Source organism: Ralstonia sp. R-29, from assembly GCF_049913345.1.
GTDB lineage: Bacteria > Pseudomonadota > Gammaproteobacteria > Burkholderiales > Burkholderiaceae > Ralstonia.
Genome location: NZ_CP184377.1, coordinates 226,280 through 253,014 on the forward strand (window position 1 = coordinate 226,280; position 26,735 = coordinate 253,014).

Genomic DNA, 26,735 nt, shown 5'->3' on the forward strand with positions numbered 1-26,735 from the left:
CAGGAACACGGAGACAGCAACAACAGTAAAACGGGGAACGGCGACGGCCTCAGTCCGGCGGCGCGGCATCTTCACGGCCGGCGCGCGCCAGCACCTGCAGGCCCAGCAGCACGAGATTATCGTGCATCTGGAACGGCATGCGCAGATGCGGGGCCAGCGCGGTCCGTGCGCCGCCGCTCAGCACGCAGCGTGCCGGGCCGGGGTATTGCGCCTGCAGCGTCTGCCACGTCTGCGCAATGGCGCCCGCCTGCGCGGTGATGCAGCCGAGCGCGATGGCGTCTTGCGTGTTGTCGGCCCACGGCGGCGCGACCACGTCGCGTGTGCTGAGGTAGGCGATGTCCACTTCCGGCAATTGCGCGGTGTTGCGGGAGAGCGCACGCATCATCAGCGTGATGCCCGGGAGGATCAGGCCACCGGCAAACAGGCCATCGGGCGTGATGATGTCGAGCGTGGTGGCCGTGCCGGCGGTGACGAGCAGCAGCGCCGTATCGGGCCACACATGTCGCGCCCCGACCGCGCCGACCCATCGGTCTGTGCCCAGTTGGCCCGGTTCGCGATAGCCATTGCGCAGCCCGGCGGTGGCGGCTTCTGATGCGGCGATGCGCACGCGCGCGCCGTCGAATACGCGGGCAATGCGCGCGGTCAGCGCATCGCGCAGCGCGGGGCCTGCCACCGCGCTGATCCACACTTCGGGCGGCGCAACGCCCGCGACATGGCAGTCGCGCCAGTCTTCCACCAGTTCTGCGAGTTGATCGTGCGTGCGTGCGCCGGCGTGTTGCCAGGGGGTGGCGTCAGGTTCTTCCGGCAGCGCATCGACACCGCTGGCGATCCACGCCCACTTGATGCGTGTGTTGCCGGCGTCGATCAGCAGCAGCGGGCGAGCGGGCGCAGCCGGAGCCTTGAGGCGCGTCATGGCTGCTCCGCGTCTGCGCTGCGCAGCGACACCTCGCCGCTGTGGACCCACTGCACACGGCCGCCCGATTCGATGGCGAGCCGGCCGTGCGCATCGATGCCATGCGCTACGCCTTCGAGCACCACGGTGCCGTCTTGCCACAGGCGCACGCGCTCGCCGGCAAAGGCGTCGCGCGCGGCAAACGGCGCGACGAACGGCGCCAAGCCGTGCTCGCCAAAGCGCTGCAGGTGTTCGCCCAGCGACGTGAGCAGCGCCGAGAACACGGCGTTCGGCTCCGGCGTATCCACCAGTTCTTCGACGCCCGACAGTTCCCGCCCCAGCGTGTCTTCCAGCCTGCGGGGGCGCTCCAGGTTCAGGCCGATGCCGATGACGGCCCAGGTCTGCCCAGGCGCGGCACGCACGGTTTCGACCAGGATGCCGGCGAGCTTGCGCGCGGCGATCTGCACGTCATTCGGCCACTTGAGCGCCACGGCTTGTGCGCTACCGCCGTGGTTTTCCGCGTAGGCGGCCACGGCATCGGCCACGGCCACACCGACGGCGAGGCTCAGGCCGCCGAGTTGGGCGGGCTCGCCGGCAAAGGCGCACGCGACGGAAAAGGTCAGGCCGTGGTCGCCGCTCCAGGGGCGACCCTGGCGGCCGCGTCCAGCGGTCTGGCGCTGCGCGGCGAGCACGCTGGCGGCAAGCAAGGGTGCCGGGCCGGGGCCGGCAGCGTTGGCGGGCGACGCAGGCCAGGCGGCCTCGCGCACGGCGGCCATCAGGTCAGCGTTGGTGGAGCCGGTGGCTTCCACCACGGTCACCGGCCAGCCGGCGGCGGGGCCGCTGGGTTGGATGCGTTCGCGCGACAGGCGCCAGCGGGCGGAGGGTTCTGCGAGAGACATAAAAGCGAGCGATCAGGGTTCGCGCAACAGATGGGCGCATTGTACGAGCGCGGCCTCCAAACCGAGGCACGATGCTTGCGGCAAGCGACCCATCAGCCCCACAGTGTGCCAGCGTCGGGGAGTGGCTTGGCTACAATGCGACCGATATCCGGCATCACCGACCACGGAGCACCGTTTGATCACCTGCCGCACGCCACAGCTTGAAGTCCGCCTTGTCGATGGGCGCTCCGTTGCCTTTCTTTCCGGCGACTGGACCACGCTTGCGCTGGCCGAGCGGGCTGGCGTGCGCGGCGCGCGGGCGCAAATCCGCGCGGGGTTGGACAACGCCAACGCCTGGTGCCTGACCGAGGTTGGCCGCATCGACCACTTTGGCGCGCAACTGCTCTGGCGCGCCTGGGGCAACAAGTGGCCCGAACACCTCGACGCCCGCCCCGACCAGCGCCGCATGATCGACCGCGTGGCCAAGCTCGACCCCGGCGGCTGGAAACAGCGCCTGGCGCCGCGCATGAACCCGGTGGCGATCCTCGGCGGGGGCATGCTCGATTTCTTCGACCATGCGCGCAACGGCATCGCCATGATCGGGCAGTTGATGTTCGATTTCGGCCGGTTCCTGCGCGCGCCGCATCGCGGGCCGTGGCGCGAGATCTCCGCCAACATCTACAGCACGGGCTACAAGGCGCTCGGGATCACGGCGCTGGTGGGTTTTCTGATTGGGATTGTGCTGAGCTATCTGTCGGCCAACCAGTTGCGCGTGTTCGGGGCCAGCATCTTCATCGTCAACATTTTGGGGATGGCCATCATCCGCGAGCTGGGGCCGGTGCTGGCGGCCATCCTGGTGGCGGGACGATCCGGCTCGGCCATCACCGCGCAGATTGGCGTGATGCGGGTGACCGAAGAGCTCGACGCGATGCGCGTGATGGGCATCTCGCACGGCTTTCGGCTGATCCTGCCCAAGGTGATTGCGCTGGCGATTGCCATGCCGCTGCTGGTGGCGTGGACGGATCTGCTCGCGCTGGGCGGCGGCATCCTGGCGGCCAAGTTCCAGCTCGACATCAGCCCGACCTATTTCATTACCTCGCTGCCCGATGCAGTGCCGGTGGCCAACCTGTGGCTCGGCATCGGCAAGGGCGTGGTGTTCGGCATGCTGATCGCGCTGGTGGCATGCCACTTTGGCCTGCGCATCCAGCCCAACACGCAGAGCCTGGGCGAGGGCACGACCACGTCGGTGGTGGTGTCGATCACCATCGTCATCCTGGCGGACGCGGTGTTTGCCATCCTCTTCAAGGACATCGGCATATGACGCGACCACGCCATCCGCACGTCGAGCACACGCAAGCCGCACCGATCATTACGCCAGCCCGCGAGCGCGTGATTGAGGTACGCAACGTCACCAAGCGCTACGACAAGGTGACGGTGCTCGACAACATCAACCTGGACGTGTTTCGTGGCGAGGTGCTCTCCATCGTCGGTGGCTCGGGCAGCGGCAAGACGACGCTGTTGCGCCAGGTGGTCGGGCTGGAGAAGCCGACCTCGGGCACCATCCACATTTTTGGCGAAGAGTTGACGTGCCAGGTCGGCAATGACTTGCAGTCGATGCGCAACCGCTGGGGCATGCAGTTCCAGCACGGCGCGCTGTTCTCGGCGCTATCCGTGATCGACAACGTGGCCTTGCCGATGCGCGAGCTGCGCACGCTGCCCGATGCGTTCATCCAGCGCGTGGCGATGCTCAAGCTGCAGATGGTGGGGCTCAAATCGACCGACGCCGACAAGATGCCGTCGGATTTGTCGGGCGGCATGATCAAGCGCGTGGCACTGGCGCGGGCGTTGTCGCTGGAGCCCGAGCTGGTGTTCCTGGATGAGCCCACCGCCGGGCTGGACCCGCGTGCGTCGGACGACTACGTCGCGCTCATCCGTGAGTTGCGCCAGGAGCTGGGTTTGACGGTGGTGATGGTCACGCACGATCTGGACACGCTGGTGGCGTTGTCCGACCGCATCGCTGTGCTGGCGGACCGCAAGGTGCTGGCCGCCGCGCCGATCGAGCAGATCATTCAGGTCGACCATCCGTTCATCAAGGAATACTTCCTGGGCGAGCGGGGGCAGCGGGCCCTGATGGCATTGGGCCCGCAGATGACAGAAGTCGTGGCGGCCGCCACGCTTGCAGTGCAGGAGGATTGATGGAAAACAAAGCCCACGCATTCCTGGCCGGGCTGTTCACGATCGGGCTGGCGATCTTTGTGGCGCTGGCCGTGATGTGGTTCAACCGCGACCAGACCGTGCGCGTGCCGTACGAGGTGGTCACGCGTTCGACCGTCAACGGGCTGAACCCGCAGGCCGCCGTGAAGTATCGCGGCCTGGATGTCGGTAAGGTCGACAGCATCCGCTTTGACGACAAGGTGCCGGGGCAGATCGTGGTGCGCGTGCTGGTCGACAAGGATGCGCCCATCACCACCACCACGTACGGCCGGCTGGCGTATCAGGGCGTGACGGGCCTGGCCTATGTGCAGCTCGACGATCGCGGCTTCGACGCAGGCAACGATGGCGGCCGGCGCGCCCCCAACCCCACGCGCCTTGCCACGTCCGACAGGAACCCCGCGCGCATCCGCATGGAAGCCGGTTTCCTGGATGAACTCGACAAGCGTGGCGACCAGATGCTCTCCAAGCTCGATCAGACGCTGACCTCGCTGTCGACCATGTTTGACGATGCGCATCGCCAGCAGATCAGTGATTCGCTGCAGTCGTTCCGGCAGACGATGGACACCTACAACGCGCTCGCCCAGCATGTGGAGCCAACGCTGCGCAAACTGCCGCAGATTGCCGACAACCTCGACGCAACGCTGGTGTCCACGCGCAAGCTGACGCAATCGCTGGCCGACCCGAAGGGGTCGTTGATGTCGACGCTTTCCGGTGCCGGCACAGACTTGACGACGGCAACGCAATCAATGCAATCCGCCGCCAACGTACTGACCTACGAGACGCTGCCGCAACTCAACGGCTTTGCGCGCGAGGCCCGCCAGGCCGTGCGCGGCTTTGACCACGCCGTGTCCGATTTCAATGCGCGTCCGCAGAGCGTGCTGTTCGGCCCCGCGCCCGGTGTGCCCGGCCCGGGTGAGACCGGCTTTACGGCGCCTGCAGCCCGCCAGCCCTGAGGAGATTCCATGCCGATGTTGTCTGCTGTGTTCCGTCGCGCGCTGGCGCTGTCCGCGTTGTCTGGGCTCGTTGCGCTGGCGGCGTGTTCCAGCGCGCAGGTCGCCCCGCCCGCGCTTTACGATTTTGGTTTGGCCTCCGCCACCAGCAGCGGCGCACGTCTGCCCACGGCGCTGCGAGTGACCGAGGTGGCCGGCCCGGGCTGGATGGACGGTAACGCCATCTTCTACCGCCTGGCCTATGCGCAAAGCCAGCGTACCGATGCGTACGCCAACAGCCGCTGGGTGGAGTCGCCCGTGAACCTGTTCGATGCACGCCTGCGCAATGCGGCGGCCGCGCGCGGGCAGGTGGTCAGCTACGCCGCGCCGGACGTGCCGTCCCTACGGGTCGAGCTGGTCGATTTCTCCCAGGTGTTTGACCGACCGGATGCGAGCCGGGGTGTGGTGCGCCTGCGTGCGACGGTCGTCCAGTCGCGCGGGGTGATCGACCAGCGGGTAGTGCAGGCCGATGCGCCCGCGCCCAGTACGGACGCCGCCGGCGGGGTGGTGGCGCTCACGCAGGCGTCAGACAAGGCCATCGGCGAGGTGCTCGATTGGGTGGCGGGCTTGCCGCTGGGTGCGGCGGCGCAATCCGGCGCGCACCGACGCTAACGCCCTCCGCCGGACAGGGGAACCAACCATGATGTGCGGCATCGGACGCTATCATGGGCGCGCTTCTTCTGAACCCGTCCGTTCCTCCTTCCAGACGACTCGCAGCGCCCTCCGGTGACGGACCTCCACTCGCAACCCGCCGCACCTGTCCCGCATCGCCACTCGCCGCTTGCTCGCGTCGGGCTGGGGTGGTTTGTGCTGCTGGTCATCTACGCCAGCCTGTATCCGTTTGCCGGGTGGACGGATACGGGCGTGTCGCCGTTTGCCTTCCTGACCGCGCCGCTGCCCCGCTACAACACCGGCTTCGACCTGATGACCAACGTGTGGGGCTACATGCCGCTGGGCATGCTGACGGTGCTGGCGCTGCATCCGCGTATCACGGGCTGGCGCGCGGTGCTGCTGGCGCTGCTCGCCGGGTTGCTGCTCTCGGGGGCCATGGAAGCGATTCAGACCTACCTGCCCACGCGCATTTCCTCCAACGTGGATCTGGCGACAAACACGATCGGTGCGCTGTTGGGCGGGATCGTCATGGCACCGTTTGCGGGGCGGCTGATCGATCGCGGTGGCCTGCGGGGCGTGCGCAAGCACTGGTTTGAGCCGCATGCCACGTTTGCGATTCTGTTGCTGCTGCTGTGGCCGTTTGCGCAGACGTTCCCGCAGGAGTTCCTCTTCAGCATGGGTGGCGTGGTGCGCAGCATGCTGCTGGACCCGTCGCCGGATGCGTTCCTGACCAGTGTGATCCGCAACTGGTTTCCCGATCTGTTCGACTGGCACGACCAGTTGCAAGCGCACCCCGAGGCGCTGCAGCGGCAGGAATTGCTGGAGGCGCTCATCACCGCCTGCAGCTGGGTCGGCACGGCGCTGCTGGCTACGGTGACCATGCGCCGCGGGGCGCCCATGCTGCCGCTACTTGCCGCGCTCTTGACCAGCACGCTGTTGCTGAAGGCGGGGGCGACGTTGCTGCAGTTCCCGCTGGCCGGGGCGTGGGATTGGCTCTCGTCCGGCGCGCGCTTTGGGTTGGTGGTCGGCTCGCTCGCGCTGGTGCTGCTGGTGCGTCTGCCGCGCTGGCTGCGGGGCGGGTTGGCGATGACGCTGCTGATTGCGCTGATTGTGCTGTCCAACGTGCTGCCGCCGAGCCCGTATTCGTGGGTGTCGGCGCAAGCCTGGCGGCTGGGGCGCTTCGTGCATTTCAACAGCCTGTCGCAGTGGATCGGCTGGTTGTGGCCGTTCCTGGGGCTGGGCTACCTCGTCTGGCGCGCCGAGCAGACGCATCTGCAACGGCGCGCCGCGCGTCAGGCGCGCTGAGTCTGTACCGCCGGCGGCACTGCGCTCGGCAACGCCACACGGTGCACGATCAGCAGGGCGGCCAGTGCCGCAACGTACATTGCCGCCATGGCGATAAAGCCCGAGCGCCAGCCGAACAGCCCCGTTGAGACGGCCGCCATGCCCAGCCCAATGAGCGCGCCGCCCTTTGCTGCGCTGCTGCACAGCCCCAGGGCAAACCCTTGGCGTTCTTGCGGGCTGGTCTCGGCGACGAGGCTGTTCATGACGGGCAGCAAACCGCCCAGACAGACGCCCCAAGCCAGACGCGCCGCAATGAAACCGACCTCACCCTGCGCAAAGCCCTGCCACAGCGCGGTTACACCGCACACCGCCGTCAGCATGCCCACACGGCTAAGCGTGGCGTGCACCGGCAACCCCGCGAAGCGCTTCGCCCACCAACGCGCCGACAACGCCAGCGTCGCCGCCGTGGCGCTATAGGCGAGCCCCGCCAGCATGACGGAGCCATGCAGCGTCTCGGTGATATACGGCGCGAGAAAACCCTGCGGCATGACGCGCGCTGCCTGCACGGCCACGGTGCCCAGCAGCAGGCCAATGACGAGCCCGCCCAGCGGCGCGTGCTGCGTGGAGGATGTGTCCGCCGTCGGGCTGGATGCTTCCCGCACGCGGGGCGACACCGAAGGCAAACACAGCATCGCCAGCGGAATGCACGCCAGGATGATGACGGCACCCGCCGTATTGGCCATCCGAAAGCCCATCCATGCAACGAGCCACGCGCCCACCGGCGGCGCCATGAAGCTGCCGCAGGCGGTGACGGTTTGCAGGTCGGCAAAGACGCGGCGGCGCATGTCGGCAGGCGCCACGCGCATGGCGTAGATCTGCGCGGCGGCCAGGAAGCCCGCCAGCCCGCCTTGCACCGTGCGCGCCAGCAGCACGCTGGCCGCCGAGTCCGCATAGACCGACCACAACTGGGACACCGCCAGCGCGACCAACGCCCGCAGGATCATCGGTTTGGCGCCCACGCGGTCCGCCAGCCGGCCCCACCATGGCGCCGTGAGGAGCGTGGCGGCCATCGGCGCAAAGTACGCGGCGCTGGCCACCCACGCGAACGGCACGTGTGGCACCGGTGCCAACTCGCGCAGGAAAAGCGGCCAGAACGGGCCGGTCATCTCCATCGCACCCATCGACAGCGCTTGAATGACGAGCAGCCAGCGAATGGCCCCGCGCCACGAGTCGGCACGCATGGCAGAACTCATGCCGTGGCCACCGCAGCCAATGGATTCGGCAGCGCGGCATGCATGTCATCGGACTGGTCGCGCAGGCGCATGCGCACGAAGGTCTTGAACGTCCACGGTGCTTCGAGCAGTGCGTGACGCTCATGTGCCCAGGTGTCGGCATCCATGATGGTGCGGCTGGCGTCGAACGCTGCGTGCATGGCGTCACGCCACTGGCGCAGGCCCGCTGTGCTGCCGTGGTCCGGGAAGAGCGCCAGTGCCAACTCGCCGATATGGCACAGCAGGAACGCGTGGATCAGCTTTTTGCGCGGGATGTCGCGGTCCGGGTACGTGGTGTGCCCAGCGCGGAATGGGTCGATGGAGAAGCCTTGCGCTTGCAAAGCCGGCAGCGCGATCTTTACATCGCCAAAGTCACGCACTACCAGCCGCACCGGCATGCCGCATTCGTCGATGACGACGAAGGTGTTCTGCTGATGCGCCTCCAGTGCAATGCCATAGCGCAGATACAGCCCGACGACGGCCGGAATCGCCACGCCCAGGTAAGCCGCGAAGAAACGCGTGGCGCGTTCCGCACGGGTGCCGCCGGCTTGGCGTGCAAGCACGGTGTCGAGCAGCGTGGGCGCGCCCGGTTGTGTCATGTCGGCAGTGAAATCTGGCGTGAACAGCGCCCCCACGGGCAGCAGCCGTTGATTGCCAGGGATGCGGGCGGTGGGGTTGTCGCGCACGATCATCGAGAGGTGGCGCGCGCGCTCGTCGTCCGTGCCGGCCAGGTGGATGCCGTGGCGCTCCGGCACGATCGACAACACGGATGCCAGCGCCGCATCGGCCGCGAGGATGCTTTCCAGCAGCATGCTCACGCGCGGGCCCATGACGGCGGATTTGGGCGACACGGTGCGCTCTACGCTGGTGAGCCGCATGCTCACGGGCAACTTCAGCATCGGGCCACCCGGCGCGTCGGTCGCCGCCACGGTGCGGAACGACATGGTCGGCCGTGCCGCGATGGTGATCTCGGGCAACACGATCAGCTCGCCGGCCTTCAATTCATCGGCGAAGGTTTCAGTGAGTGTCGTGTCGCGCTGCCACGGGTGGACGGGCAGCGGCAGCCACGCTTCGGGCGCCAACTGACGTGCCAGCAAGGCTTTGCGGAAGGCGCGCATGGCGTCGGGGAAGGTGGACGCAAACCACGCCGCGTAGGGTTGCACGCCCGCCATCGTGGTCACCTGTAGACGATGCGCGGCCACGGCCACCAGCCCGATGGGGACTTCGGCCTCGAACTCCGGCGACAGCGCGATCACCTGATCGGGCGACAGCCCCATTCGCGTCTTGTAGGCCGGGTGCCAGGGGTGGCCACCGGTGCCCCATTGCTCGGTGCGGGCCAGGGCGTGCGGTGTGCCATCGTCGGTGAGCGAGGCCAGCGCGTCTTGCGCCGCCGAGGTGCCATGTTCGGCGGCGAGTCGCTCGCCCCAGGCGAGTCGATAGGCCTGGCATAGCGTGTCGTTGTCCTGGCTGTTGTCCAGCTCGGCCGATAGCCGCGCAATGGCGGTCAGGCGCGAGACATCTGTCGCGTCGCCGGTGTCCAGCATCGGCGACAGCCAATGGAGCAAGGTGGAAGGCCGATCGATAGACACCGGCGGCTGATCGTGCGCGAGCACGGCCACATCGCCCGTCAACGTCCAACTGCCGAGCGCACCGGCGCGCAAGCCCGTAAAGCGCAAGACCACGCGCTGCTGCCAGATGGGCAACAGCGTCACATCGGCGCGGGTATCGGCGATCAACTGGCCGGGGTTGAGCAGTGCCTCCCGAAACAGCGCCTGCAACAGGCGCGACAGCACGCGGCGCTGTGCCAGCTGCTGCGCGGCAGACCACTGGTCGGCGCGTACGCCGGCCTTCTGCAAGGCCGGAATCGATTCAAAAGCGAGGTTGCCGGCCGCGGCGGCAATGGGCGGATGAGCGACGGGATCAGCTTGACGTTGCACGAGAGGGCTCCTACGGGGATCAGCATGGGCAGGCGAGCGGGGGCTCGGTCCTGCGGCACAGGGATCTGATGTAGGGGCCGCTCGACAGTCTGTCGGGCGATGCGCGTGCTAGGCGCGGATGCGGTGGAGCGCGCCATGCCGGCGGCGATCCGCAATTTGTTGCGCTGCAGTGTAGATGAGAATTGCTCTCATTTGCAACAGTACTCCATCAAACGGGTGGGGTTGCGTGACACTGCCGACAGGCGCCGTCTTCACGCAACCGACACGAATCCTTTCTACCTTAGCGCCTGACCCCCACCCCCCAACACCCTCAACAGGTAGAGAAGATGACCTCCAAGAGCCGCCGTGGTTTTCTCCGTTCCGCCGCCCAACTGGCTGCCGCGTCTGCGGCCATGGGCGCGGTGCCCGAAGGCATTCGCCAGGCACTGGCGATTCCCGCCCACAACGCGCACCGCAATATCGAGGACGTACAGCACATCGTGATCCTCATGCAGGAGAACCGCTCGTTCGACCACTACTTCGGCACGCTCAAGGGCGTGCGCGGGTACGGCGATACGCGCGTGATCAACCTGCCCACCGGCAAGACCGTGTGGCATCAGCCGGTCGCTGGCGGTGTGGGCGAGGTGCTGCCGTTCCGCCCAAGCGCGCCGGACCTCGGCCTGCAGTTCCTGCAAGATCTGCCGCATGGCTGGAACGATACGCACCTCGCCGTCAACGGTGGCCGCTACGACGGCTGGGTCCCGCACAAGGGCACCACCACGATGGCGTACCTCACGCGTCAGGACATCCCGTTCCATTACGCGCTGGCCGACGCCTTCACCATCTGCGACGCCTATCACTGCTCCACGCCCACCTCGACCGATCCGAACCGCTACTACATGTGGACGGGCTACGTCGGTAACGACAACGTCGGCGGCGGCCCCGTGATCGACAACGCGGAAGCCGGCTACGGCTGGTCGACGTACCCGGAAGTGCTCGAAGCCGCCGGCATCTCGTGGAAGATCTATCAGGACATCGGCACGGGCCTCGACGCCGCTGGCTCGTGGGGCTGGACGAGCGATGCATACATCGGCAACTACGGCGACAACGCACTGCTGTACTTCAAGCAATACCAGAACGCGCAGCCCGGCAGCCCGCTGTACGACAAGGCACGCACCGGCACCAATGCATCGGCCGGTGAGGGCTACTTCGACATCCTCAAGCGCGATGTACAGAACGGCACGCTGCCGCAGGTGTCGTGGATCGCCGCGCCCGAGGCGTTCTCTGAGCATCCGAACTGGCCGGCCAACTACGGTGCGTGGTACATCGACCAGGTCCTGCAGATCCTGACCTCCAACCCCGAGGTGTGGAGCAAGACAGCGGTGTTCATCACCTATGACGAGAACGACGGTTTCTTCGACCACCTTGTGCCGCCGTTCGCGTCGTCCGGCAGCAATGGACTGTCGACCGTCGATACCACGGGCGAATATTTCCCTGGCAACAGCAAGTACAGCGCCGGCAGCTACGGCCTCGGCCAGCGCGTGCCGATGCTGGTGGTGTCGCCGTGGTCCAAGGGCGGTTTCGTGTGTTCGGAAACGTTCGACCACACGTCGATCATCCGCTTCATCGAGCAGCGCTTTAAGCGCACGCACCACGTCAAGTCGCCGAATATTTCGAAGTGGCGCCGTGCGGTGTGTGGCGATCTGACGTCGGCATTCAACTTCGCCACGCCCAACGAGGTGGTGCCCACGCTGCCGAGCACCGCCGCCTACGTGCCGAAAGACAAGCTGCGCCACGCCGACTACGTGCCGCTGCCGCCGCTGGTGCAGGCCGTGCCGAAGCAAGAGGCTGGCGTGCGCCCGGCTCGCGCATTGCCCTACGAGTTGTTCGTGCGTGGCCGCCAGGACGAGGCCGCTGGGAAGTTCCAGCTCGATTTCGTGAACACCGGCGATCTTGGCGCGGCCTTCCTCGTCTACACCGCCGGCAGCGTGGACGCCCCGCGCACCTACACGGTGGAGGCCGGCAAGCGCTTGTCCGACAAACTGGCCGTGAACGTCGGCGGCGCATACGACTTCACCGTGCATGGTCCGAACGGCTTCCTGCGACGTTTTGTCGGCAAGCTGTCGCTTTCCGGTTTGCTGCGCCCGCACGGCCGCGCGCTGGAGGTGAAGGAGGGCTACGACGTCGCCAACGGCAACCTGCAACTGCGCCTGATCAACCACGGCCGCACGCCCACCGTTTTCACGATCAAGAGCGCCTATACGGGCGAGAGCGTGCAGCGCGAAGTGCGCGGCGGCGATGATGCGTCCGTGTACCTGGACCTGCGCAGCCAGCACGCCTGGTACGACCTGACCGTCACGGCCGGCACCGATGCCGGCTTCGAGCGTCGCCTGGCCGGCCACGTTGAAACCGGCCGCACCAGCGCGTCCGATCCGGCGCTCGGCGCATAAGTTGTATCCAAGCAAAACGGCCCGCTGGCGTTGTCTGCCAGCGGGCCGTTTTTCTTTGCGTGTTGCGCAGCGTCAGAGCTGCTTCGTATACGTGCGTGCCTGATACAGCGCCAGTGCGCTCAACCCGACGATCATCACGATCGCCAGGACATCGGCAAACGGGTAGCCCCAGTAGTGCGTCATTGCGTGGTCTCCTTTGGTTCGGCGTCGAGCAGGCCGGTGTCCGCCATGCGCTGGCGGCCGAATTCGGTGATGGCGTAGCGGAAGTGCACCTTGCCGGTGGCTTCGTCCAGCGTGTCTTCGGGCGTTTCCACCAAGCAGCCGGAGTACAGATCAGCGAGGATGGCTCGGACGTTGCCTACCCAGTACTCATCTTCGGGTTTGCCGTATTCGACGCAGGTGCGATGGGCGATGTCGCTGTCCCACAGTGCATCGCCGCTGGCGAGCAGTTGCAGGATGTAGCCCTTCATGTGCAGTTTCATGCGTGCGTCTCTGTTGTTGTTGTGGGGAGGGTGGGCGCCGTGCCGCGAATCACCTCCAGGTTTTCCGAGCTTTCCGACACCATCACGAAGCCGCCGAAGATCACCAGCGCCAGCCCGATCAGGAAGTACCACTCCGGAAACTGCAGCGTGAAGATGGCGGTGAAGATCGTGGCGAACATCGCGTAGAACGCGCCCAGCGCCTGGCCGCGCCCCACGCCGATCAGCGGGAAGGACTTGTACCAAGCCACCGCGCAGAACGAGAACGTGAGCCCGCCCACCGCCAGCCACAGCAGCGCCTTGCTGTGCAGGATGCCCGAGGCGATCTCCGTCACCGGCACCGGCACGTGCGCAAACAGCGCGATGGCCGGCAACACGAAGGCGATCCAGTAGATGGCCTCGGCGGTGTAGCGGATGGAGACGCCGCAGTCGGGATCGGTCACGTCCATCGCCCGGCCCACGATCGCGCCTTCCAAGCCCCAGCCGATGGCCGCCATGGCGCCGCCCAGATAGCCGATCCACTGGTTGCCGCCGCTGTGCGATTCGGCCATCAGCGCCGGCGCGTAGATCGCCACGCCGCCGGCGATGATGATCGCGATGCCAACCGCCGCCCGCGCGCTGATGCGCTCGTTGTACCAAAGCTTGGCCACCGTCGCGCCCACCACGGGGTAGAGCAGGCCGGCCACGGCTGCGAACACCGCGCCTACATAGCCCATCGCCAGGTACGAGCCGAAGTTCGCCATCAGCCCACCGGCCACAGCCGCGATGAAGTACCAGCGGGAGATCTTGCGGAACTGGCCGATGGTGCGGAAGTAATCGCCCAACTTGCCGAGCGAGCCCAGCCACACCCACTGGAAGATCATCACCATGCAACTGTGGAATGCCGTGATGACGGCCGCGCAGACCAGGAAAACGCGCGGGTCCGACAAATCCATCGTCGCGAATGGAGACTCATGCCAGACGGCTGTGCCCGGCACGTACCAGGCGCCCCACAGAATGGCGGCCCACAGCGCCCAGCGGTAGCCCCACTGCAGCGTGCGTTTGTGATGTGCCGCGCGGGCGGCGGAGGATGAAGCCAAGACCGATCTCCTTGTTCTGTGCGTACCGGCGGTGAACCTGTCAGGTGACGCTTAAGTTACTGGAGGTTTAGAAATTAACTGATAGTTCTTCGGAGTCTATGCCGGCCCTCCAGGCATGCCGGAAAAAGTCGCAACGATTGACGGGATTGTCAGAAGTTGACGTCTATGACGTCAGGTGATGCAAGTGCGCTAAGAGGCGCCTGTTTCAGGCGCCGAGTCAACCACGGTAATGAGATGCAACGGTGCGTCGCTGGCCGGATCGCGCGCCAGTGAGGTGGTGATGCGCACCAGCACCGCCGAGCCATCGCCGCGTACCAATTGCAGCGTGAGCGCATAGGCTGGCACGGTGCCGGCCAGCAGCTCGCCGTACTGGCGCAGGTGCCGGGCGAGGTCGTCGCGATGCGTGAGGTCGAGCAGCGTACGTTGTTGCAGTGCCGCTTCCGGTTGCCCCAGCAGCTTGCACAGCCATGGGTTGGCAAGCAGGCAGCGGCCTTCCAGGCTGACCTGTGCGATGCCCACGGGCGCCTGCTCGAACAGCGTGCGCAGTTTGGCTTCGCTGTTGCGGAAGGCCGCCTGCGCCTCCACCTCGGCGGTAATGTCCTGCGCCGCGCCGATCATCGTGGGTGTGGCGGCATCCGCGTCCTGCGCTTCGCCTTCCTCGCGGATGTGGCGGTGGGTGCCGTCGGGCAGAGTGATGGTGTATTCCACGCGATACGGCTGCCGGCTGGCGACCGCCTCGTCCAACACAGCCTGCACGCGCGCGCGATCTGCCGGAATGACGGCTGCCAGATAGCGTTCCATCGACACCGGCGAGCCCTGCGGCGCCCAGCCAAACAGGCGGTAAGCCTCGTCCGTCCAGCGGCAGGCATCAGTACCAGGCTCCCAGATCCAACCGCCGAGGCGGGCAATCTTCTGCGCCTCGGCCAACAGAGCCTCGGAATCGCGCAATGCGGCCTCGGCCGTGCGGCGCTCCGTGACATCCAGGCTCAGGCCGATCATCTTGACCGGCCGGTCTTGCGCATCCCGCACGAGCGTGGCCCGGGAGACGATCCAGCACACCTTGCCGGGTGCGGGCGCAATGCGAAATTCATGCTCGTAGACGCCGCCTTCGGACAGGTTCCGCGCCACGGCCGCCTCCACGCCTGGCACGTCTTGCGGAACCACGCACTGCCAGAAATCCTCCAGCGTGCGGATCGGCCGGCCAAACAGGCGCGCGGCATTCGGCGAATACGCCACCGCATCGGTCAGCAGGTTCCACTCCCACGTGACCACGCCGGAAATCTCCTGCGCGAAGGTCATGCGCGCCTCGCTTTCCATGATCGCGGCCAGGTGTTTCTGGCGGCCTTCACGGGCGCGGGTGTCGGTGCTCAGGTTGGCTTCCAGGTCAGCCAGCGCGCGGTCGCCGTAGCGCAGCCACAGCCAATTCACGTTCAGGAAGCGGGCCAACGCGAGCAGGTTGGCGTATTCGATCTCGCCGCCGCGCGTCCATTTGTGGACTGCCGACGGCGACACCCCCAGCGCGGCCGCCACCTGCTTGAGCTGGATGCGCTCGCGTGTGAGCACGCCTTTGAGGCGCCCGGCAAAGCTGTCGTCATCGAGCGAGCCATCGGAGGCAAGCGAAGCAGCGGTCATGACGTGGAATTCACTGGAAGTTGTTTGCAACAGTATAGCGCCTCAAAAATAGCTGAAATCTATCGATTTTTATGGAGATTAGGGCTTAACGATTGGCCTGGGGCAACTATTCTTTCCTAGACTAGTCCATGATTCTCCAAAGGTAAATAAAAAAACTGACAGTGAATTTTTGGGTCGCCACACTGAAATGCGCTCATCGCAGCGCTACGGTGTCGGCATTTCGGGCGCCGTCTTCTTCGTGCGCCAGCCCGGGTATTCAACCCGCTTAACCGGTCCAGGATATGACGCAAGCTTCTCTTTCCACCGATTTCCGCTCCGCCACGCTGGCTCCCCGTCTTGATTTGTATATCGACGGCCAGTGGGTCCAGCCCGAAGGCGGCGTGTACCTCGACATCGTCGATCCCGCCAACGAAAACGTCCTCACGCAGGCTGCCGATGCCTCCGTGGCCGATGCGCAGCGCGCCATTGCCGCTGCCCGCCGCGCATTTGAGGAAGGCCCGTGGCGCAACACCGGCACGCGCGAGCGCGCCCGTCTGCTCAACCGCATTGCCGACGCCATCGACGCCGACGCCGAGAACCTGGCGACGCTCGAGTCGCTGAACACCGGCAAGACGATCATCGAAAGCCGTTGGGACATGGACGGCATTGCCGCCACGTTCCGCTATTTCGCCGGGCTGGTTGCCACCGAGTCGGGCCTCGTCAACGAAGCGCCGTCGCACGTCATCAGCCGCACGCTGCGCGAGCCGGTGGGTGTGTGCGGCCTGATCACGCCGTGGAACTACCCGCTGCTGCAAGCCGCATGGAAGATCGCGCCGGCGCTGGGCGCGGGCAACACGGTCATCATCAAGCCGAGCAACCTCACACCGCTGACCACGCACCGCTTTACGCAGTTGCTGGAAGAGATCGGCCTGCCGCCGGGCGTGTTCAACCTGATCACCGGTGCGGGTGAGGCGGGCGCTGAACTGTCGCGCAACCTGGACGTGGACCTCGTGTCATTCACGGGTGGCGCAGTGGCCGGAGCGGCCGTCATGAACGCGGCCATCGGCAACTTCAAGAAGATCGGCCTGGAGCTGGGTGGCAAGAACCCGAACATCATCTTTGACGATGCGGATTTCGACGCCGCCGTCGACCAAGCCGTGAACGCGGCGTTCTTCCACGCCGGCCAAGTGTGTTCGGCAGGTTCGCGCCTGATGCTGCAAGACGGCATCCACGACCGCTTTGTTGAAGCGCTGGTCGAGCGCGTCAAGCGCATCCGCCTCGGCAACGGCTTTGACGAGGGCACGCAAATGGGCCCCGTGCAGTCGGCCTTCCAGCGCCAGAAGATCATCAACATGGTCCAGGCCGGTGTGGCGGAAGGTGCTGTGCTCCGCTGCGGTGGCAAGGCGCCCGAAGGCAAGCAGTTCGAGCGCGGCTTCTGGCTCGAGCCGACCGTGCTCGCCAACGTGCGCGACGACATGAAGATCGCCACGGAAGAAATCTTTGGCCCAGCGCTCACCATCGAGCGCTTCTCCACCGAAGAAGAAGCCGTGCGCCGCGCCAACAACACGTCGTACGGTTTGGCCGGCGCCGTGTGGACGCGTGATCTCGGCCGCGCCAACCGCGTCACCCGCGCGCTGCGCTTTGGCACCGTGTGGGCCAACGACTATCACCCGTACTTCCCCGAGGCGCCGTGGGGCGGCTACAAGGCCAGCGGCATCGGCCGCGAACTCGGCCGCGGTGGCCTGGATGAGTACACCGAACTCAAGCACAGCTACATCAACCTCGCACCGGCCCCGCTGAACTGGTTCGGCGCCGACGCTGAGTAAAACAGGGAGGGCACGTTTTGACGACGAACACCGTACAGGAATACGACTACATCATCGTGGGCGCGGGTTCGGCTGGCTGCACGCTGGCCGCGCGCCTGACCGAAGACCCGGACGTGACCGTGCTGCTGCTCGAAGCGGGCGGCCCCGATCACCGCTGGGATTTCCGCACGCAGATGCCGGCCGCGCTGGCGTATCCGCTGCAGGGCACGACGTACAACTGGGCCTACGAGACCGAGCCCGAGCCGCACATGAACAACCGCCGCATGTCGCAAGGCCGCGGCAAGGGGCTGGGCGGCTCGTCGCTGATCAACGGCATGTGTTTCATCCGCGGCAACGCGATGGACTACGAACGCTGGGCGAGCGATTTCAACCTGTCCGACTGGACGTATGCCGACTGCCTGCCGTACTTCCGCAAGTCGGAAACGTACGACAAGGGGGCCAACGACTGGCATGGCGATTCCGGCCCACTGCAAGTCACCACGCCCAAGCGCGACAACAGCCTGCTGTTCCACGCCTTCATTGAGGCGGGTGAGCAAGCCGGTATTCCGGCCACCGACGATCTGAACGGCTATCGCCAGGAAGGCCTGGGCCCGATGGATCGCACCGTGACGGCCAAGGGCCGCCGCGCCAGCACGTCGCTCTGCTATCTGGATACCGCGCGCAAGCGTTCCACGCTGACGGTACTGCCACGCGTGCTGGCTGACCGCGTGATCTTCGAGGGCACGCGTGCCGTTGGCGTGGAAGCGCTGATGGATGGCAACCGCGAAACCTGGCGCGCGCGCCGCGAGGTGATCGTCACCAGCGGTGCAATCGCCTCGCCGCAGTTGCTGCAGCGCTCCGGCGTAGGTAATGCGGACGAGCTGCGTGCGATGGGCATCCACTCGGTCGCGCATCTGCCGGGCGTCGGCGAGAACCTGCAGGACCATCTGGAGATGTACATCCAGTACGAGTGCCTGCGGCCGGTGTCGATCTATGAATCCACGCTCTGGTACAACAAGCCGAAGGTCGGCCTGGAATGGTACATGAACGGCACCGGCCCCGGCGCCAGCAACCACTTCGAGGCGGGCGGCTTCATCCGCAGCGACGACAGCTTCGAGTGGCCGAACATCCAGTACCACTTCCTGCCGCTGGCAGTGAACTACGACGGCAGCAACCCGGTGAAGATGCACGGGTTCCAGTGCCATGTTGGGTCGATGCGATCGCCGTCCACGGGTTACGTGAAGCTCGCCTCGCGCGACCCGCGTGACAAGCCGCGCATCCTGTTCAACTACATGTCGCATGACGTGGATTGGCGTGAGTTCCGCGCTGGTGTACGCATCACGCGCGACATCATTGCGCAGCGCGCGTTCGACCAGTATCGCGGCCGCGAGATTAGCCCCGGCCCGAGCGTGCAGACCGATGCCGAAATCGACGCCTTCGTGCGCAGCCATGCCGAGACCGCGCTGCACCCATCTTGCACCTGCAAGATGGGCACCGCCGATGATCCGATGGCCGTGGTCGACCACGAAGGTCGCGTGCACGGGCTCGAGGGCCTGCGCGTGGTCGATGCGTCGATCATGCCGCGCATCATCACCGGCAACTTGAATGCGCCGACGATCATGATGGCCGAGAAGATCGCCGACCGGATTCGCGGTGTGGCGCCGCTCGCGCGTTCGGATGCAGCGTTCTACGTGGCCGGCAAGTCGCCGCTGCAGGCGCCGCAGAAGGACGCGAGCGGGCCGCTGGTGGCCAGCGAACTGGTGACGGCCTGATGCGTTGGCGCAGCGTTGCGACGATGCTAGGTGGGGCAGCAGCATGCGCCGCTGCGCTGCCCGCGCTGGCTGAAGAGGCGCCGGCTGGCGATGACAAACGCTGGTCGGCCAACGCCTCGGTTGTCTCGCAATACGTGTCGCGCGGCCTGCGCCAGACGTGGGGCAAACCGGCGCTCCAAGCGGGTTTCGACTACACGGCACCCAGTGGTTTCTATGCCGGTGTATGGGGCTCGCAGGTGAGCGACCACGTCATTGCCGGTGGCCACGCAGAGATCGACACCTACCTCGGCTACGCCACCAAGACCGCGCAAGACATCGAACTGACTACCGGGCTCTACCGCTACTGGTATCCCGGCGCGCGCTATGACAAGGCCATCGCTGGCGGCCCGGCCACCGGCTACGGCTATACCGAGTGGATGGTTGGCGCCGGTTGGCGCGGTGTATCGGTCAAGCTGTGGACGTCGCTGTCGAACTACTTCGGCTTCGACGGCAACTCGCTGGCCGACGGCATCGACAAAGGCAGCCGTGGCTCGACCTATGCCGAGGCCAACTGGAATGTGCCACTGCCGAACGATTTCACGCTCGGCCTGCATGTCGGCCATGAGCACGTGCGGCATCACAGCGCGTTTGGTTTTACCGACTACCGCATCGAGCTGTCGCGGCCCATCAACAAGTTTCTGACGGTGTCCGCTGCCTTCACGGGCGCGGATGCACCGGCTTACGCGAACCTGCCGTCGGTGCGCAACGGCGTCGACCACATGACGCTGGGCCGGCGCACCGTCGCGCTCAAGCTAACGGCAACGTACTGAGGCCACCCCCGGCCGGCGGCCCCAACCCTCAACCTTTTTTTCACAACCTCAGCTTTCACAGCAACACATCATGGCCTCCCTGGGTTTTACCGATGTTGTCGGTCTCGTCGGCGTTGCCGCGTACGTCTCTGCGCACTTTGGCGTGCAGGTTCTGCACAAGTCGCCGACCAGTGCATTCGCGGTTCGGCTCAACTTGCTTGGACCTGCCTGCATCCTGATTTCGCTGATGGGCTCGTTCAACCTCGCGTCGTTCCTCACGCAATTCTTCTGGCTGGCGCTGACGTTGATGGGCTGGTGGCGGAATAAACAGGCGGGGCGCCCAGTGGCGGAGCCGGCCAGTGCGCCGCGTCCGGGGCAACCGGCGCAGCCGTAGATCTAGGGTCCAGAAAACCGCGCCGCTGAGCGCGGTTTTTTTTTGCGTGGATATAGCGTCGCTTATGGCTCTGACCGTTCGAGTGCTTTAACTGTTGATATTGTGAGAACAGTCTTTTCTTGGAATGATGATTTATCCGTGAAGGGCAACGATCTATTCTAGTCCCAAGCGCAACGAACTGAGCGCAACCGAACACCTAGGCAATCAAGGAGCCGATCATGAACACCGCATTCTCCCGCCGTATCCTCTTGGCCGCCGTGGCCGCTGTTTCTGCCTCTGCCGCACTGTTGTCGGCCTCTCCGGCCGCCGCCGGGCAGCTCAAGGAGCCGTACACGAACGGTCAAGCCGTGACGAAGGCAGACCCGTACACCGAGGGCGCTGCCGCCAAGTTCGACCCATACACACAAGGCGCTGACCGCCAGGCTGACAGCTACGGTTATCTGTCATGGAAGAACGATCGCTTCAATCCGTACACGCAAGGTGCCGACCGCCAAGCCGATACCAATGGCTACCTGTCGTGGAACGGCGATGCCTCGTATCCGAAGGACGCTGCTTCGCGTGCCTGAGTCGGCCGCACCAAAGCAAAAAGGGCCTTGGGGTTGAACCCAAGGCCCTTTTTGTTTGCGCTGCGTTTTTTGCGCGGCGATCAGACCACGCCGGCTTCGTGCGCTTGCTGATCGGCGTGGTACGAGCTGCGCACCATGGCGCCCACGGCGGCATGCGTGAAGCCCATTTCGTAGGCTTTCTCTTCGAACATCTTGAAAGTGTCCGGATGCACGTAGCGCAGCACCGGCAGGTGGTGGCCCGACGGCGCCAGGTATTGGCCGATGGTCAGCATGTCGATGTCGTGCTCGCGCATGTCGCGCATGACTTCGAGGATTTCCTCATCCGTCTCGCCCAGGCCGACCATCAGGCCGGACTTGGTCGGCACATTCGGGTTGCGGGCCTTGAAGTCCTTCAGCAGCTTGAGCGAATGCGCGTAATCGGCGCCGGGGCGGGCCTGCTTGTACAGGCGCGGCACGGTTTCGAGGTTGTGGTTCATCACGTCCGGCGGGCATTCCTGGAGGATGTCCAGTGCCTTCTCCAGTCGGCCGCGGAAGTCCGGCACCAGCACTTCGATGCGCGTGGCCGGCGACAGCGCGCGCGTACGCGAGATGCAATCCACGTAATGCTGGGCGCCACCGTCACGCAGATCGTCGCGGTCGACGCTGGTGATGACGACGTAATTGAGCTTGAGTTCGGCGATGGTCTTGGCCAGGTTCTCCGGCTCATTCACATCGAGCGGGTCGGGGCGGCCGTGGCCGACATCGCAGAACGGGCAACGGCGGGTGCACTTGTCGCCCATGATCATGAACGTGGCCGTGCCCTTGCCGAAGCATTCACCGATGTTCGGGCAGCTTGCCTCTTCGCATACCGTCACGAGGTTGTTGGCGCGCAGGATGTCCTTGATCTCGTAGAAGCGCGAATTGCCGGTGGCGGCGCGCACGCGAATCCAATCCGGCTTCTTGAGCTTCTCGGCCGGCACGATCTTGATGGGGATACGCGCGGTCTTGTCGAGCGACTTCTGCTTGCGGGTGGCGTCGTACGGTTCGTTCGACGGAGTGACGGTTGCGGAATCGGTCATCGTGTTCTCCGCACGGGCTTGTGGCTCGTGCATTTCGGGCGCTAGGCGGTCGCGGCCTCGGCGGGTTGCGCTTGCGCGCGTTGCTGCAATTGGGCGACCAGCGCATTGGCCAGTTCGCGGGAAACGGGTTGCCAGTCGGATGCATCCACGGCACGCCCGGACGCATCGCGGGCGCCGGCGGTCACCATGTCGACGGTTTCCAGGCCGGCATAGCCACATGGGTTGATCTGCGTGAAGGGCGCGAGGTCCATCGCCAGGTTCAGGCTCACGCCGTGGTAGCTGCAGCCGTTGCGGATCTTCAGCCCCAGCGCGGCGATCTTGGCGCCTTGGTCCGGCCCGTTCGACAGGTAGATGCCGGGGGCGCCAGCCTTGCGTTCGGAGGCGACATTATACGTGGCGAGCGTCTCGATGACGGCCGCTTCGATGGCGTCGACCAGCGCTTTCACGAACAGCCCGCGGCGGCGCAGATCCAGCAAGAGGTAGGCGACGACTTGGCCGGGGCCGTGGTAGGTGATCTGCCCGCCACGGTCGACTTTCACCAAAGGGATGTTGCCTGCGGCCAACAGATGTGCCGGATCGCCGGCCAGACCGAGCGTGAACACCGGCGGGTGTTCGACCAGCCAGATCGTGTCGGGGGTGTCGGCGCCGCGTTGGGCCGTGAAGGTCTGCATTTCGTCGAAGCAGGCGGCGTAGTCCTGCAAACCGCGTTCGACGATGTCAATCGGAATCATGCCCGCGAGTGTAGCGCAGGGCTGTCACTGCCGCCGCGCCTTTGCCCGCTTCCCTTGCAGGGTCGGACAAAAAAACGATGCCGGCGCGATGGGAGGCATCGCGCCGGCATCGGGCTTTTGCGGCAGACGCCGCAAAAGGAGGCGTAATCAGGCGGCCACGACGGGTGTATCAGCGTGTTCGTTCCAGCCCAGTGCCGCCAGCGTATGACGCCAGCCATCGGTGACGTGCCACGGCTTGCGCGGCATGTGGCCGTCGGTGGCTTCCACGGCCAGCGAGACGGGGCCGATGGCTTTCGGGTCCACCGAGACGACGATTTCCTCGCCGCGCTTCACGGCAACGCTGCCGCCGGCGTGCAGCCATTCATCGCCGGCTGTGTTCTCGTGGGTGACCCAGACGTCGCGCCCGTGGGCTTCTTCGACGCGCAGATTCTGGTTGGCCGGCATGCGCAATGCCACCACTTCGCCGGGCTGCAGAGTGAATACAATTTTTGTTAGTACAGCTTTCATGATCGGCTCCTTCACGGCAGTGGATAGGGCCTTGCCGTTGAAGGAAGTCTAGGCGCTTGGTTGCCTAGGTCCAAACGATATATATTGGTGTTCTTGATAGTGTTTCTCACATAAAGCACTACGAAAACACGGAGGGAAACATGACGGAAATCCGCGAACCGATGCGCCTGCCTTCACTTGGCGCGCTGCGGGTGTTTGAGGCGGCGGCCCGCTATGAGAGTTTTTCGCGCGCGGCGACGGAGTTGTTCGTTACGCACGGCGCGGTCAGCCACCAGATGCGCACGTTGGAAGAGGAGCTGGGCGTGCCGCTGTTCGAGCGGCGAGGTAAGCGTGTCGTGCTGACGCACGCGGGCCGCACCTATGCAGAACGCGTGCGCGAGGCGCTCGACCAGATCGCCCAGGCCACGCATCAACTGCGCGCCGGTAATCGCGACAACCGCTTGGCCATCAGCACGATGCCGTCGTTTGCCGCGCGCTGGCTGACACCGCATATCGGCACCTTCATCGAGCGCCATCCGGAGTTGGAGGTGGAGCTGTTCTCGAGCCCCGCGCTGGTCGATTTCGCGCGTGAGGAGGTGGACGTGGCGTTGCGCATGGGCTCGGGCAACTATCCAGGCCTGTATGTGGAAAAGCTGCTCGACGACGTGTTCTTCCCGATCTGCAGCCCGTCGTTCAACGGTGGGCGCCTGCCGCGCACGGTGGCCGAGATGGCGGCCATGACCCTGCTGCGCAGCGAGGGCGAGGATTGGGTGCCCTGGTTCGAGGCGGCCGGCATGCCGGGCTTTGTAGAGCCGCGCGGCGGGCTGATGTTCCAGGATTCATCGCTGTTGTTGCAGGCGGCGGCGGCGGGGCAGGGCATTGCGCTGATCCGCCCGACCTTGGCCTTCAACGATCTGATGACCGGCCGCGTGGTGCGCCTGTTCGAGACGACGATTCCCTGCCCGTGGAACTACTACTTCGTGTGCCCCCACAGCGCGCTGCAGACGCCCAAGATGCAGGCGTTTCGCGCGTGGTTGCTGCCGGAGATCGCGGCGTTCAAGCTCAAGCTGGAGCGCTTGATGCGCGACAACACGGTCTGCCTGGGGCACGTCGCCAAGGGTTGATGCACTGCCTGCGCACCAACGAAAACGCCCCGGATATGCCGGGGCGTTTTGCGTTGCGTGCGCGATGCGTTACAGCACGATCTTGACCATCGGATGGCTCGTCAGTGCCTGATACAGCGCGTCGAGCTGGGCGCGGCTGGTCGCACGCACGATCACCGTCAGGCCCAGATAGTTGCCACTGGAAGACGGGCGCTTTTCCAGGCGTCCCTCGTGGAATTCCGGGTCGTGCTGGCGGACCACCTCGACGATGGTCGCGGCAAAGTCGTCATGCATCGGCCCCATCACCTTGATGGGGAAATCGCTCGGGTACTCAATGAGCGACTGTTCGGGCGGGATGTGGCCCGGCGGGGGAGTGTGAGAGGCAGTCATGTCGAAGTAAATGGGGGCGATTACTTCTTTTTAAACCACAGCTTGACCGCGTCGATCGTGCGGCCGATGAAGCCGGCTTCGGGCACGCCTTCCAGCGCCACCACCGGGAATTCCGACACCACGGTCGAGCCGTCCATCACCTTGACCGTGCCCAGCTGCTGGCCTTGTGCGATCGGGGCGAGCAGCGGTTCCTTGTGCTCCAGCACCGGCTTCAGGCGTGCACCTGCGCCCTTGGGCACGGTGATCCACTTGTCTTCGGCCACGCCCAGCTTCACGGTCTTGGCTTGGCCCTTGTACACGTCGAGCGTCTGCAGCGCTGCATTGGCCTGGTACAGGCGCACCGTGTCGAAGAACTGGTAGCCGTAGTTCAGGACCTTCAGGCTTTCCTGTGTGCGGACCTGGTCGCTCTTGGTGCCGATGATGACCGACAGCAGGCGGCGGCTCGCGCCCGGCACATCCGCGAGCGGACGGTTGGCCGACGTGACGAGGCAGTAGCCGGCCGACTTGGTGTGGCCCGTCTTGCCGCCATCAACGGTCGGGTCCAGCCACAGCAGACGGTTACGGTTCGGCTGCTTGATGTTGTTATAGGTGAATTCCTTCTGCGAGTAGAACTTGTAATCCTGCGGGAAGTTCTTGATCAGCGCCGACGTCAGGATCGAAAGATCGCGTGCCGTGCTGTAGTGGTTCGGGTCGGGCAGGCCGGCGGCATTGGCGAAGTGCGTGTTCTTCATGCCCAGGCGTTCGGCTTCGCGGTTCATCAGCATCACGAAGTTGGTCTCGGTGCCGCCCACGGCTTCGGCCAGTACCAGTGCTGCATCGTTGCCCGACTGGATGATCAGACCCTGCGTCAGCTCACGCACCGAGGCGGGTTTGCCTGGCTGCAGGAACATGCGCGATTCGTCCGTCTTGACGGTGCGCACGGTCTCGGTGGGCGTGATCATCTGGTCGTACTTGAGCTTGCCGTCGCGCACGGCCTCGAAGACGAGGTAAGCCGTCATCAGCTTGGTGAGCGAAGCGGGCTCGATGCGCTCGTCCATGTTGGTGCCGCCGAGCACCTGGCCGCTGGTGACGTCGGTCAGCATCCACGAGCGTGCCGCCACCTGCGGCGCCGGTACGGGCTGCGCCGCAGCAGGCAGTGCCGAGACAAGCGTGGCTGCGGCAACAACGGTGACAGCGGCGGAAGAGAAAACGGAAGCGGTAAAGCGGGTCTGCATGTCGGGTCCTGCGGTCTGCTTGGAGTTCAATGACGCCACGCCCCGGGGGGAAGGTGCGGCGTACGGAAAATCAACGGGCGAAAGTTACGGACGTGGCGCCCAGGCGCCGGTAATGAGCTGCCGGATCAAATGCAGCTTGCGATGGAAGAAATGATCGGCGCCCGGAATGACGATCACGGGCAATTCCTGCGGTCGCGCCCAGTTGAGCACATCGATGAGCGGCACGGTGTCATCCTGCTCGCCGTGAATGACGATGGTGTCGGCCGGCACCGGCGCCACATCCCAGCGCGAGGTGGCGGTGCCGACCAGCGCCAAGCGCTCGGCCGGCGTGCTCGCTTCGGCCAGGCGGCGGGCCACCTGCGACACGACAAAGCTGCCGAACGAGAAGCCGCCCAGCGCCAGCGGCAACGTGGCCACGTCGGCGGACCATTCGGTTTGCGTGCGCATCCAGTCGAGCACGGCCAGCATGTCGTCCTGTTCGCCAATGCCGTTGTCGTGCGTGCCTTCGGTCTTGCCCACGCCGCGGAAGTTCAGGCGCACCGTCACGTAGCCAAGACCGACGAAGGTGCGGGCCAGGGTCTGCGCGACCTTGTTGTCCTTGGTGCCGCCAAACAGCGGGTGCGGATGGCCGATCAGCGCCAAACCGCGCGGTGCGTCCTCCGGTTGGTCGATGGACAGATCGATCTGGCCGACCGGACCGGGGATCAGGCGTTCTTGCGTATGCACGTTCATGGAAAAGCGGGGCGGCTAAAG

The 26,735-nt window shown here is 65.6% G+C and carries 25 protein-coding genes; 12 read left to right on the top strand and 13 right to left on the bottom strand.

The features are described from left to right. Positions 1-49: 49 nt before the first annotated feature. Positions 50-913, bottom strand: a complete 864-nt coding sequence (locus tag ACN9M1_RS01075; RefSeq protein WP_426396647.1) for a type III pantothenate kinase — start codon at positions 911-913, stop codon at positions 50-52. Next, entirely contained in the window at positions 910-1,791 is an 882-nt protein-coding gene (locus ACN9M1_RS01080) for a biotin--[acetyl-CoA-carboxylase] ligase (RefSeq protein WP_426396648.1), read from the bottom strand. The genes ACN9M1_RS01075 and ACN9M1_RS01080 overlap by 4 nt, the downstream gene beginning before the upstream one ends. A gap of 175 nt (positions 1,792-1,966) precedes the next feature. On the opposite strand from ACN9M1_RS01080, the gene ACN9M1_RS01085 reads away from it, so the two are divergent. The 5 genes from ACN9M1_RS01085 to ACN9M1_RS01105 all read left to right on the top strand — a co-directional run bounded on the left by ACN9M1_RS01085 (position 1,967) and on the right by ACN9M1_RS01105 (position 6,890). Beyond that, entirely contained in the window at positions 1,967-3,091 is a 1,125-nt protein-coding gene (locus ACN9M1_RS01085) for an MlaE family ABC transporter permease (protein WP_426396650.1), read from the top strand. Beyond that, positions 3,088-3,966 (top strand): ABC transporter ATP-binding protein, encoded by an 879-nt coding sequence (locus ACN9M1_RS01090; RefSeq protein WP_426396652.1) that lies wholly within the window; start codon positions 3,088-3,090, stop codon positions 3,964-3,966. The genes ACN9M1_RS01085 and ACN9M1_RS01090 overlap by 4 nt, the downstream gene beginning before the upstream one ends. Further along, the gene (locus ACN9M1_RS01095; protein ID WP_426396654.1) at positions 3,966-4,937 is read left to right on the top strand and encodes an MlaD family protein; all 972 of its coding nucleotides are present in this window, start codon (positions 3,966-3,968) and stop codon (positions 4,935-4,937) included. Before ACN9M1_RS01090 ends, ACN9M1_RS01095 begins: the two co-directional genes overlap by 1 nt. Positions 4,938-4,946: 9 nt before the next feature. Continuing rightward, complete coding sequence (locus ACN9M1_RS01100) at positions 4,947-5,585, top strand: ABC-type transport auxiliary lipoprotein family protein (protein WP_426396656.1); 639 nt, start codon at positions 4,947-4,949, stop codon at positions 5,583-5,585. Between the two features lie 114 nt (positions 5,586-5,699). Beyond that, on the top strand, positions 5,700-6,890 hold the full coding sequence (locus ACN9M1_RS01105) for a VanZ family protein (protein WP_426396658.1): 1,191 nt from the start codon (positions 5,700-5,702) through the stop codon (positions 6,888-6,890). Here ACN9M1_RS01105 and ACN9M1_RS01110 read toward each other — a convergent pair. Both ACN9M1_RS01110 and ACN9M1_RS01115 read right to left on the bottom strand, forming a co-directional pair. Continuing rightward, positions 6,878-8,122: a rhizoferrin export MFS transporter gene (locus ACN9M1_RS01110; protein WP_426396660.1), complete on the bottom strand. Its 1,245-nt coding sequence runs from the start codon at positions 8,120-8,122 to the stop codon at positions 6,878-6,880. The two genes, ACN9M1_RS01105 and ACN9M1_RS01110, sit on opposite strands and share 13 nt — an antisense overlap. Next, positions 8,119-10,077 carry an NRPS-independent rhizoferrin synthetase gene (locus ACN9M1_RS01115; protein WP_426396662.1) on the bottom strand — a complete coding sequence of 653 codons (1,959 nt, stop codon included), beginning with the start codon at positions 10,075-10,077 and terminating at the stop codon, positions 8,119-8,121. Before ACN9M1_RS01115 ends, ACN9M1_RS01110 begins: the two co-directional genes overlap by 4 nt. 326 nt (positions 10,078-10,403) lie before the next feature. On the opposite strand from ACN9M1_RS01115, the gene ACN9M1_RS01120 reads away from it, so the two are divergent. After that, on the top strand, positions 10,404-12,506 hold the full coding sequence (locus ACN9M1_RS01120; RefSeq protein WP_426396664.1) for a phosphocholine-specific phospholipase C: 2,103 nt from the start codon (positions 10,404-10,406) through the stop codon (positions 12,504-12,506). Between the two features lie 179 nt (positions 12,507-12,685). Here the strand turns inward: ACN9M1_RS01120 and ACN9M1_RS01125 are convergent, their stop codons facing one another. From ACN9M1_RS01125 to ACN9M1_RS01135, 3 genes are all read right to left on the bottom strand, one after another. Further along, on the bottom strand, positions 12,686-12,988 hold the full coding sequence (locus ACN9M1_RS01125) for a hypothetical protein (protein WP_426396666.1): 303 nt from the start codon (positions 12,986-12,988) through the stop codon (positions 12,686-12,688). Then, complete coding sequence (locus tag ACN9M1_RS01130; protein WP_426396668.1) at positions 12,985-14,064, bottom strand: hypothetical protein; 1,080 nt, start codon at positions 14,062-14,064, stop codon at positions 12,985-12,987. Before ACN9M1_RS01130 ends, ACN9M1_RS01125 begins: the two co-directional genes overlap by 4 nt. 189 nt (positions 14,065-14,253) lie before the next feature. After that, positions 14,254-15,696: a PAS domain-containing protein gene (locus ACN9M1_RS01135; RefSeq protein WP_426396670.1), complete on the bottom strand. Its 1,443-nt coding sequence runs from the start codon at positions 15,694-15,696 to the stop codon at positions 14,254-14,256. A gap of 281 nt (positions 15,697-15,977) precedes the next feature. On the opposite strand from ACN9M1_RS01135, the gene ACN9M1_RS01140 reads away from it, so the two are divergent. From ACN9M1_RS01140 to ACN9M1_RS01160, 5 genes are all read left to right on the top strand, one after another. Next, the gene (locus tag ACN9M1_RS01140; RefSeq protein ID WP_426396671.1) at positions 15,978-17,501 is read left to right on the top strand and encodes an aldehyde dehydrogenase family protein; all 1,524 of its coding nucleotides are present in this window, start codon (positions 15,978-15,980) and stop codon (positions 17,499-17,501) included. A gap of 17 nt (positions 17,502-17,518) precedes the next feature. Next, positions 17,519-19,252, top strand: a complete 1,734-nt coding sequence (gene betA / locus ACN9M1_RS01145) for a choline dehydrogenase (RefSeq protein ID WP_426396673.1) — start codon at positions 17,519-17,521, stop codon at positions 19,250-19,252. Next, positions 19,252-20,061, top strand: a complete 810-nt coding sequence (locus ACN9M1_RS01150; RefSeq protein WP_426396674.1) for a TorF family putative porin — start codon at positions 19,252-19,254, stop codon at positions 20,059-20,061. Before betA ends, ACN9M1_RS01150 begins: the two co-directional genes overlap by 1 nt. Before the next feature lie 70 nt (positions 20,062-20,131). Further along, positions 20,132-20,434 carry a CBU_0592 family membrane protein gene (locus ACN9M1_RS01155; RefSeq protein WP_426396676.1) on the top strand — a complete coding sequence of 101 codons (303 nt, stop codon included), beginning with the start codon at positions 20,132-20,134 and terminating at the stop codon, positions 20,432-20,434. A 218-nt stretch (positions 20,435-20,652) separates the two neighbouring features. Continuing rightward, positions 20,653-21,000 carry a hypothetical protein gene (locus ACN9M1_RS01160; RefSeq protein WP_426396677.1) on the top strand — a complete coding sequence of 116 codons (348 nt, stop codon included), beginning with the start codon at positions 20,653-20,655 and terminating at the stop codon, positions 20,998-21,000. Between the two features lie 80 nt (positions 21,001-21,080). Here the strand turns inward: ACN9M1_RS01160 and lipA are convergent, their stop codons facing one another. The 3 genes from lipA to ACN9M1_RS01175 all read right to left on the bottom strand — a co-directional run bounded on the left by lipA (position 21,081) and on the right by ACN9M1_RS01175 (position 23,296). Further along, on the bottom strand, positions 21,081-22,058 hold the full coding sequence (gene lipA, locus ACN9M1_RS01165) for a lipoyl synthase (protein WP_426396679.1): 978 nt from the start codon (positions 22,056-22,058) through the stop codon (positions 21,081-21,083). 41 nt (positions 22,059-22,099) lie between these two features. Continuing rightward, positions 22,100-22,789 carry a lipoyl(octanoyl) transferase LipB gene (lipB, locus tag ACN9M1_RS01170; protein ID WP_426396681.1) on the bottom strand — a complete coding sequence of 230 codons (690 nt, stop codon included), beginning with the start codon at positions 22,787-22,789 and terminating at the stop codon, positions 22,100-22,102. Between the two features lie 147 nt (positions 22,790-22,936). Further along, complete coding sequence (locus tag ACN9M1_RS01175; protein ID WP_426396683.1) at positions 22,937-23,296, bottom strand: DUF2917 domain-containing protein; 360 nt, start codon at positions 23,294-23,296, stop codon at positions 22,937-22,939. A 140-nt stretch (positions 23,297-23,436) separates the two neighbouring features. Here ACN9M1_RS01175 and ACN9M1_RS01180 point away from each other — a divergent pair, with 140 nt between their 5' ends. After that, positions 23,437-24,399: a transcriptional regulator GcvA gene (locus ACN9M1_RS01180; RefSeq protein ID WP_426396685.1), complete on the top strand. Its 963-nt coding sequence runs from the start codon at positions 23,437-23,439 to the stop codon at positions 24,397-24,399. 69 nt (positions 24,400-24,468) lie between these two features. On the opposite strand, the gene ACN9M1_RS01185 is transcribed toward ACN9M1_RS01180, so the two are convergent. The 3 genes from ACN9M1_RS01185 to ACN9M1_RS01195 form a co-directional block, all read right to left on the bottom strand. Continuing rightward, the gene (locus tag ACN9M1_RS01185) at positions 24,469-24,768 is read right to left on the bottom strand and encodes a YbeD family protein (RefSeq protein ID WP_426396687.1); all 300 of its coding nucleotides are present in this window, start codon (positions 24,766-24,768) and stop codon (positions 24,469-24,471) included. 20 nt (positions 24,769-24,788) lie between these two features. Beyond that, positions 24,789-25,982 carry a D-alanyl-D-alanine carboxypeptidase family protein gene (locus tag ACN9M1_RS01190; protein ID WP_426396689.1) on the bottom strand — a complete coding sequence of 398 codons (1,194 nt, stop codon included), beginning with the start codon at positions 25,980-25,982 and terminating at the stop codon, positions 24,789-24,791. A gap of 84 nt (positions 25,983-26,066) precedes the next feature. Then, the gene (locus ACN9M1_RS01195) at positions 26,067-26,714 is read right to left on the bottom strand and encodes an alpha/beta hydrolase (RefSeq protein WP_426396691.1); all 648 of its coding nucleotides are present in this window, start codon (positions 26,712-26,714) and stop codon (positions 26,067-26,069) included. Between the last annotated feature and the right edge of the window lie 21 nt (positions 26,715-26,735).

Bases quoted from the DNA above. Each gene is read 5' to 3' on its own strand.
- ACN9M1_RS01075 (WP_426396647.1), bottom strand. From the start codon at position 913: ATGACGCGCCTCAAGGCTCCGGCTGCGCCCGCTCGCCCGCTGCTGCTG.
- ACN9M1_RS01080 (WP_426396648.1), bottom strand. From the start codon at position 1,791: ATGTCTCTCGCAGAACCCTCCGCCCGCTGGCGCCTGTCGCGCGAACGC.
- ACN9M1_RS01090 (WP_426396652.1), top strand. From the start codon at position 3,088: ATGACGCGACCACGCCATCCGCACGTCGAGCACACGCAAGCCGCACCG.
- ACN9M1_RS01095 (WP_426396654.1), top strand. From the start codon at position 3,966: ATGGAAAACAAAGCCCACGCATTCCTGGCCGGGCTGTTCACGATCGGG.
- ACN9M1_RS01100 (WP_426396656.1), top strand. From the start codon at position 4,947: ATGCCGATGTTGTCTGCTGTGTTCCGTCGCGCGCTGGCGCTGTCCGCG.
- ACN9M1_RS01110 (WP_426396660.1), bottom strand. From the start codon at position 8,122: ATGAGTTCTGCCATGCGTGCCGACTCGTGGCGCGGGGCCATTCGCTGG.
- ACN9M1_RS01120 (WP_426396664.1), top strand. From the start codon at position 10,404: ATGACCTCCAAGAGCCGCCGTGGTTTTCTCCGTTCCGCCGCCCAACTG.
- ACN9M1_RS01125 (WP_426396666.1), bottom strand. From the start codon at position 12,988: ATGAAACTGCACATGAAGGGCTACATCCTGCAACTGCTCGCCAGCGGC.
- ACN9M1_RS01135 (WP_426396670.1), bottom strand. From the start codon at position 15,696: ATGACCGCTGCTTCGCTTGCCTCCGATGGCTCGCTCGATGACGACAGC.
- ACN9M1_RS01140 (WP_426396671.1), top strand. From the start codon at position 15,978: ATGACGCAAGCTTCTCTTTCCACCGATTTCCGCTCCGCCACGCTGGCT.
- ACN9M1_RS01150 (WP_426396674.1), top strand. From the start codon at position 19,252: ATGCGTTGGCGCAGCGTTGCGACGATGCTAGGTGGGGCAGCAGCATGC.
- ACN9M1_RS01155 (WP_426396676.1), top strand. From the start codon at position 20,132: ATGGCCTCCCTGGGTTTTACCGATGTTGTCGGTCTCGTCGGCGTTGCC.
- ACN9M1_RS01160 (WP_426396677.1), top strand. From the start codon at position 20,653: ATGAACACCGCATTCTCCCGCCGTATCCTCTTGGCCGCCGTGGCCGCT.
- lipA (WP_426396679.1), bottom strand. From the start codon at position 22,058: ATGACCGATTCCGCAACCGTCACTCCGTCGAACGAACCGTACGACGCC.
- lipB (WP_426396681.1), bottom strand. From the start codon at position 22,789: ATGATTCCGATTGACATCGTCGAACGCGGTTTGCAGGACTACGCCGCC.
- ACN9M1_RS01175 (WP_426396683.1), bottom strand. From the start codon at position 23,296: ATGAAAGCTGTACTAACAAAAATTGTATTCACTCTGCAGCCCGGCGAA.
- ACN9M1_RS01180 (WP_426396685.1), top strand. From the start codon at position 23,437: ATGACGGAAATCCGCGAACCGATGCGCCTGCCTTCACTTGGCGCGCTG.
- ACN9M1_RS01185 (WP_426396687.1), bottom strand. From the start codon at position 24,768: ATGACTGCCTCTCACACTCCCCCGCCGGGCCACATCCCGCCCGAACAG.
- ACN9M1_RS01190 (WP_426396689.1), bottom strand. From the start codon at position 25,982: ATGCAGACCCGCTTTACCGCTTCCGTTTTCTCTTCCGCCGCTGTCACC.
- ACN9M1_RS01195 (WP_426396691.1), bottom strand. From the start codon at position 26,714: ATGAACGTGCATACGCAAGAACGCCTGATCCCCGGTCCGGTCGGCCAG.